General features: G+C 69.5%; 8 protein-coding genes. 6 read left to right on the top strand and 2 right to left on the bottom strand.

Annotated features, from left to right (window positions below):
* Nucleotides 1-919 (top strand): group II intron maturase-specific domain-containing protein (locus AC2A1K_RS35215; protein WP_483901005.1); only part of this gene is annotated, 919 nt, incomplete at its 5' end.
* Entirely contained in the window at nucleotides 879-1,349 is a 471-nt protein-coding gene (locus AC2A1K_RS35210; protein WP_483901004.1) for an ATP-binding protein, read from the top strand. The genes AC2A1K_RS35215 and AC2A1K_RS35210, both read left to right, overlap by 41 nt.
* Nucleotides 1,350-1,697: 348 nt before the next feature.
* On the opposite strand, the gene AC2A1K_RS35205 is transcribed toward AC2A1K_RS35210, so the two are convergent.
* Nucleotides 1,698-2,354, bottom strand: coding sequence for a hypothetical protein (locus AC2A1K_RS35205; protein WP_483901003.1), 657 nt, complete (start codon nucleotides 2,352-2,354; stop codon nucleotides 1,698-1,700).
* Nucleotides 2,351-3,238, bottom strand: a complete 888-nt coding sequence (locus AC2A1K_RS35200) for an ATP-binding cassette domain-containing protein (RefSeq protein WP_483901002.1) — start codon at nucleotides 3,236-3,238, stop codon at nucleotides 2,351-2,353. Before AC2A1K_RS35200 ends, AC2A1K_RS35205 begins: the two co-directional genes overlap by 4 nt.
* 254 nt (nucleotides 3,239-3,492) lie before the next feature.
* On the opposite strand from AC2A1K_RS35200, the gene AC2A1K_RS35195 reads away from it, so the two are divergent.
* The 4 genes from AC2A1K_RS35195 (at nucleotide 3,493) to AC2A1K_RS35180 (ending at nucleotide 6,313) form a co-directional block, all read left to right on the top strand.
* Nucleotides 3,493-3,840 carry a hypothetical protein gene (locus AC2A1K_RS35195; protein ID WP_483901001.1) on the top strand — a complete coding sequence of 116 codons (348 nt, stop codon included), beginning with the start codon at nucleotides 3,493-3,495 and terminating at the stop codon, nucleotides 3,838-3,840.
* Nucleotides 3,841-3,892: 52 nt separating this feature from the next.
* Nucleotides 3,893-4,669, top strand: a complete 777-nt coding sequence (locus AC2A1K_RS35190) for a CoA transferase (protein WP_483901000.1) — start codon at nucleotides 3,893-3,895, stop codon at nucleotides 4,667-4,669.
* A gap of 59 nt (nucleotides 4,670-4,728) precedes the next feature.
* Nucleotides 4,729-5,856, top strand: a complete 1,128-nt coding sequence (locus tag AC2A1K_RS35185) for a thiolase family protein (RefSeq protein WP_483900999.1) — start codon at nucleotides 4,729-4,731, stop codon at nucleotides 5,854-5,856.
* A gap of 61 nt (nucleotides 5,857-5,917) precedes the next feature.
* Nucleotides 5,918-6,313, top strand: a complete 396-nt coding sequence (locus AC2A1K_RS35180) for a Zn-ribbon domain-containing OB-fold protein (protein ID WP_483900998.1) — start codon at nucleotides 5,918-5,920, stop codon at nucleotides 6,311-6,313.
* Nucleotides 6,314-7,013 lie beyond the last annotated feature (700 nt).

Raw genomic sequence — 7,013 nt, 5'->3', positions numbered from 1 at the left:
GCGCGTCACCGACCGCAAGGTGCTGCGCCTGGTCCGCTCGTTCCTGCGGGCCGGGGTTGTCGAGCAACACGGTGGCTTTGCGGCCAGCCTGACCGGCACACCGCAAGGCGGGGTCATCTCCCCGCTGCTGGCCAACATCTACCTCTCGGTGCTCGACCGGCACTTCGCCGGCATCTGGGACACCGAGATGAGCCCGCACTGGCGCCGGCAGCACCGGCGCCGCCGCGGGCTGCCGAACTACCGGCTGGTGCGCTACGCCGACGACTTCGTCGTGCTCGTGCACGGCAGCAAGTCCGACGCGGAAACGCTCCGGGCGGAGATCGGCGAGCTGTTGTCCAGCAAGCTGGGCATGACCCTCTCGGTCGAGAAGACCCACATCACCCATCTCGACGACGGCTTCGACTTCCTCGGGTTCCGCATCCAGCGGCGCCCCGGGCGCGACGGCCGCCGCGTGGTGCTCACCATTCCCGCCAAGCACACCCTGGCGGCGGTGATGCACAAGATCAAGACAGCGACCGGGCGAGGGACGACCTCGCTGTCGCTGGCGCAGGTGCTGCGGAAGATCAACCCGATCCTGCGGGGATGGGCGGCCTACTTCCGCTATGGCGCATCCAAGAAGACGTTCTCCTACCTGGGTTGGTACGCCTGGTGGCGAATGCTCGGCTGGATACGCCGTAAACACCCGCGCTGGACCTGGAAACAGCTGCGGCGCCGCTTCTACGGGGCGGACCGCATCACCGCGGAGGGCCTGACCCTCTACAACCCGGCGAAGACGCGCGTCGAGCGCTACCGCTTCCGCGGAGCGCAGATCGGCACGCCCTACAACATCGACGAGGTCAACTCCGACGGAGCCAGATTCCGCCGGACCAACCACGACGATGTTGCCTTCGTCGGCCAGGTCTCCGAACTCGTCACCTGACCCACCGGCATGGACACGTGGAGAGCCGGATGCGCGGGAACGTGCACGTCCGGTTCGGCGGGCGGGGACGGGAAGACCGACAGCCGAAAGGCTGCACGGCGTCCCGTCCCCGACCCAACATCTGCCGCTCCCCGGTGATGGGGCCTCGGCGCTGTTCCAGGTCATCAACCAGCGCTACCTGAAATCCTCGACGATTCTGACGACCAACGTCGGGATCGCCGACTGGGCCGGCGCGTTCGGTGACGCCACCGTCGCCGCGGCCATGCTCGACCGGCTGCTGCACCGCGCCACCGTCGTCGGCATCGACGGACCCTCCTACCGGCTGCGCGCCCACCAGCAGACCTCCGACGCCCTGCGCGCCGCCGCTGGTCACCGCGCGGGCTCGGTCATCGGGAGCCCGGCCGGGCAGGGAGGCAGCCATGCCAGCTGACTCGGCACAAGGCACCGACGCGAGCTGGCGGACCGAGCGCAGCTGCCCGATCTGCTGGACCGCCTTCACCCCTGCAGGCCCACGGCATCGCTACTGCTCGGACCGCTGCCGCAAAGCCGGCCACACCCGCCGACAGGCCACCGGCGAGCAGCACGACGAGCAGCCCCCGTCGAGGCCGGCGCCGGTCGCGGTCCGCGCCTGCCCCCACTGCGGCGGTGAGGTCAGCGTCGTCGCTCTCCTGACCACCCCCGAAGCGGCCCGACCGGCTGTTCCCGAACCGGGGGTGATCCCACTGCGGCGGGCCTGAGAACTCCCGGACGCGGATGAGCGGGCGTCAGCCAGGCTCGCTCATCCGCGTCGGGAGGCCCACCAGCTGACCGCTCCGGCAGCAGCCAGAGCGAGCAGCGCGACCGCGAGGTCGAGCATCAGCGACCCGACCGGCGCCGGTTCGCCGAGAGCTCGGGCGGCGGAGGCGACGGGCGGCAGCCAGGGTTGGGTCGCGGTCACGACGATCACGAGGGCAGCCACGCTGAACGACCAGGCGAGCCGGGGGATCAGCGGTCGGCCCGTCACCAGGCCCACCGCACTACCCGCGGCGGTCGCGCACAGATGCGCCAACCCGCCGTCGAGCAACGCGACCGGCGGGAACCCCGTCGGGTTGATCAACCCCGGCAGCAGCACCACCACCAGCGCCAGAGCACTGCTGATCGTCATCGAGGCCAGGACCGTCGCGACGGTCACCACCCCGGGCCCACCCGCCGAGGCGACAGTGACGCTGCGCGCCACCGGGTCCTCGGCGTTGGCCGCCACCAACCCGACCCACGCAGCGATCGCATACAGACCCAGGGCCGTCGCGGGCCACGGGCCCGGGGCGACCGCGTGATCGTTGATCAGCAGCACGCCGGCGAGCAACACGAACACGATCACCGGCACCAGAACACGCTGGCCACGCAGCAGATCGACCAACAGATAGACCGCGGTCGCGGCCAACCGGCGCCCGCTCACCACGACGCCTCGGGCTCGTCAGGCCAACGCACCGAGCGCACCGAACACCCCGCAGCCAGCGCGGCGGCCATCCAGCCGTCCGCGGTCGCCGGCTCCAACCGAACACGAGCCTGTCGGCCCTGGCACTCCGCGACGAGAGCCGGGGGAAGACCCGCGATCAGCTCCTGCGCCGCTGCCGGACAGCGCACAACGACCGCGACCGTTCCCGGCACGTCGCCCGCGGCGACGACGTCGATCGGCCCAGTGACCTCCTCCTCAGCCTCGCCGGCCTCGCCGTCGTCGACCGGCTCCAGGCGGCCATGTTCGAGGCGATGCACCACCGCGCCACCCAGCGCCCGCCCGCGGCCGCTGTGATCAGCGAGCAGCACCGCGGCCTCACGCGACGCCGCCTCCAACCGTCGCGACAACGCCACAGCCGCCGCGTCGTCGAGCGCGGTCCAGGGCTCGTCGAGTACCAGCAGCCCGGCCCGGACGCCGAGCGCCTGCGCCAGCCCGACCTTCTGCGCGTTACCCGTCGATAGCTCCGAGACCGCGCCATCCAACGCGCCGGTGAACCCCAGGTCCTCGAGCACCGCCTGCGCATCCCGGCCCGCGCGGCGACGGCCGCCATGAACCGCCGCGAGATGACGCAGATAGGTTTGCACCGACAACCGCGACGACGCCGGGAACTGCGCCGGCAAGAACCCGACCACGCTCGAGCGGCCGCGCACCAACCCCTGCGACGGAGCCGAGCACCCCGCCGCGATCCGCAGCAGCGTTGACTTCCCCGACCCGTTCACGCCCAACACCACCGACACCGAGCCCGGCGACACCGCCAGGCTCACCCCCGACAGGACTTCCCCCACGCCCCGATAGCGCTTGCGCACCTCGACGAGCTCGACCACGCCCAGCATCGTCCTCGCTACGCACAGCAACGCGACGCCGGACCCGTCAACCGCTACGCTCGCTCCAGCGCCTGGGGAAGATGATCTAGCACCCCTGGGGACTTTCGGTTAGCGCCATCATCAGCCACAACCCGATCCGCGCCGCAGAAGCCTTCACCGCCGTCCACGACCCCGTCATCACCGAGCGCGGCCACCGCATCGCCGGGCTACGCCTCGGCGACCAGCGCGCCCAGGCCCTGCTGCAGGCGCTGCTGGTGTTCCGGCTCCTGCCGCGCGGGTTCCGCAACCGCGACCTGCGGACCTTGCTCGCCGAGCTCCTCGGCTGGGCCGAGGTCACCCCCGGCCAGATGACCTACGACCTCGGCCGGCTACGGGCCCACGGACTGATCACCCGCATCCCCGGCAGCCACCGCTACCGCGTCAGCGACACCGGCCTACACCACGCCACGCTGCTCACCCACATCCAGACCCGACTCCTCCAGCCCGGCCTGGCCCAGCTCACCGACCCCGACCCCCCGGTCGCCAGCAAGCTGCGCAGCGCCGCACGCCACTACCAGCACGCCCTCGAGCACTTCACCCAGGAGGCCGAACTCGCCGCATGACCACGAACTCAACTCGATCTTCACGGCTTTCGCCGTCATAGCCTGGCTAGACGTGCCACCTTCACGCAACCCGAACCGTAACGGCTCTTTCATGGAGACTAATGCGGGAAAGTTGGAATTAGCACTGGATCTTAACTCTGGTGAGGGTAAGCGAGTACTGACCGAGCTGACTCGCCAGGCCGGCATCGTGGTCGAGGGGTTCTCTCCCGGCACCATGGATCGCATGGGGTTCAGTTACCAGCGGCTGCGGGAAATGAACCCACAGATCATATATGCCCAACAGTCAGGCTCTGGCCAGCACGGCACCTATGGCGGTAAGGGAGCAGATCTCACCGTCGCGACGACGACCACCGTGCTGTTCACCGCAGGAATCATCGTTGGCTACAGCCTGTACGGCTTCCTGATCGACCGGGTCTGGCCGTTCGGCGTCCCACTGCTGGTCGCTGTTCTGGCAACCGTCGCCGCGGTCGTGTTGGGCGTGGCCTCCACGTCGTGGTGGACACCGATATTCCCGATTGCGAGCTTTCTGATCGGCATGGGCACCGGCGCCGACGTCGTCTTCCTACCGTACTTCGTCCGCAAGTTCGCAGGCGACCGGCTCTTCGCAGTCATGTACGGCGTCGGGGTGATCGCCCTCGGCCTGTCTTCCGCCCTCGGCACATTCGTCTTCTCCGCACTCAACGATGCCCAGGGCAACTACACCATGGCCTGTGTGATCGGCGGATGCGCATTCTTCGTCACGGGGGTGATTCTCTTCCTGCTCGGGGTGATCAGGCCGATTCCGGACCCCGCTCCTGCGGAGCCTGCCTCCGCCACCGTCACCGTCTAGTACGAAAGGACGCGGAACCAGTGAGCACTCCTCGCCAGCCGGTCATCGCCGGACTCGGGATGACCGAAATCGGGAAGGTCTACGGCCGAAGCGCCGGTGACTTCGCGTCCGACGCGGTGCGCCGCGCGGTCGCTGACGCCGGGATGGCGCTGACCGATATCGACGGGCTCCTGGTCGTACCCGGCGTGGCGGGCGGGTCCTGCATCGAGGTGCAGCGGGACCTGAACCTCAAGGACCTCAAACTCGTCTCGGGGATCTCGGCCTGGGGGACGTCGGCCGCGGTCGCCGTGCAGATCGCCTGCATGGCGGTCGAGACCGGTCGGGTCGAGACGGTGGCGTGTGTGCTCGGCGACGCCCCGCTGGGCACCGGCGGCGGTGGAGGAAACTCGTTCGAGGCCCACACCATGCCAACGGGCGGGTGGCGCGGGATCCTCGGCGCGACCGGGATCGTCGGCGGCAACCCGCTGATGGCGATGAACGCCCGGCGACACATGCTCGCCTACGGCACGACCAGTGAGCAGTTCGGCCACGTCGCCGTGGCACAGCGCGAGTGGGCCTTGCTGAACCCGCAGGCCCAGATGAAGAAGCCGATCACACTGGAGGACCACCAGAACTCGCGGTGGATCGTCGAGCCGTTCCACCTGCTCGACTGCTGCCTGGTCAGCAACGGGGGCGTCTGCGTCGTGGTCACGAGTGCCGAGCGCGCGGCCGACCTCGCCCAGCCACCGGTGGCCGTGGCCGGCTGGGCGCAGACGAACCCGGGTTTCTTCGAGCGGCGGGACGAGAACTTCGGGCTGGTGTCGGGGGCGACCACGGCCGGTCCGGAGGCGCTCGGGATGGCCGGCGTGACGCTCGACGACGTGGACGTCGTCGAGATCTACGACTGCTACACCTACACGGTCGTGGTGACCCTGGAGGACTACGGCTTCTGCAAGAAGGGCGAGGGCGGCGAGTTCGTCTCGAGCGGGATCCTGGGACCGACGGGCTCGTTCGCGCTGAACACCGGTGGCGGGCAGCTCTCCTCCCACTACCTGCAGGGGATGACGCCGATCGCGGAGGGCGTGGTCCAGGCCCGCGGCCAGGGCGGTGAGCGGCAGGTGCCTCGGCACGACGTGGTGCTCGTGTCGAACAACGGCGGCTCGCTGGACCACCACGCCAACCTCGTCCTGACGGCGGGCGTCCGATGAACCCGTCGCCCGCCGCGCGGCAAGCCATCCCGGAGGAGGAGCGATGACCACTGCACTTCCCGTGAAGCTCGGCACGGTCCGGCGGGACGCGGAGACCAAGCGCTTCTTCGACGCGACGGCGGCGCGCACCTTTCCGATCTGCCACTGCGCTGTGTGCCGCGCGGTGGGCGCCCCGCAGGAGACCCAGTGTCACCACTGTGGGTCCACCGACCTGATCTGGACGGCGGCGGGCGGTGCGGCGGTGCTGCGGTCGTGGATCGTCCTGCATGATCGCCCGACCGATGGCCGTGACCCGCAGCGCACGGTGGTGGCGATCGGCGAGCTGGCGGAGGGTCCGTGGTGGTGGGCCCAGGTGGCCGATGGCGACCCGGGTGCGCTCAGCGAGGGCTTGCCGCTCGTCATCGATTTCGCACCGGCGGGCGAGGAGTTGCTCCCGGTGTTCCGCGTGGCCCGATGACTCACATCCATCAGCATCGCCTTTCTGAACGACCCTCGTCCGGCAGACGAGTCGCACGACGACGGCCAAACTCGACACCCCAGAGGGTCGCGGGATGAATATGACACGGAGGAGCGACGTAGAGATGCGTGACGTGGTGATCTGTCAGCCACTGCGGCCCCGTGGGTTCGGCGGTTCGCCTCGGGACGTCCCGGTGAAGACCCGCGGCATCACAGTGATCGCGGCGCTCTCTTGTCGGGCAAGCCCCGACCACTACGCCACGGTCCAGGACAACGACGTGAGTGCAGAGCGCACCGCGAGCATCAAGCTGTGCGTCACGAAGAACCGTCCCCGACCCTCGGGATCCTGATCTTCGCGTTGGCCGCGGCCGATGCGGACGGCGAGCAATGCTTGAAACCTGTGGATGACCGTGGAGGGCCGTACCCTCCCGGTGATCTTGAAGGCTGTCAAGCAAGATCGGCGCGGCAACGCCGGGTCTGGAAGGTACGGCCCGATGCTCACGGTAGTGCCCGGAGGTGCCGGCGAGGCTGACGACCCGCGCGGTGGGGACTCGTCGTTGATCGACACGATCGTGCGGGGGGTGTCTCTATGGGGTTGTCAAGCCGCGAGGGGCTCGGGTGCTCGCGCTGGGGCGCGGTAGGGCTGGTGGTCGCGGAGCATGGCGTAGATGACGTCGGTGCGGCGGCGGGCCAGGCATATC

Source organism: Actinomycetospora sp. 2LY8.5, assembly GCF_057180585.1.
Note: the sequence above shows the minus strand (reverse complement) of the source record. Positions and strands in the feature narration are given on the sequence as shown.

Coding starts and splice junctions, on each gene's coding strand:
- AC2A1K_RS35210 (WP_483901004.1), top strand. CDS start 879: ATGTTGCCTTCGTCGGCCAGGTCTCCGAACTCGTCACCTGACCCACCG.
- AC2A1K_RS35185 (WP_483900999.1), top strand. CDS start 4,729: ATGACCGAAATCGGGAAGGTCTACGGCCGAAGCGCCGGTGACTTCGCG.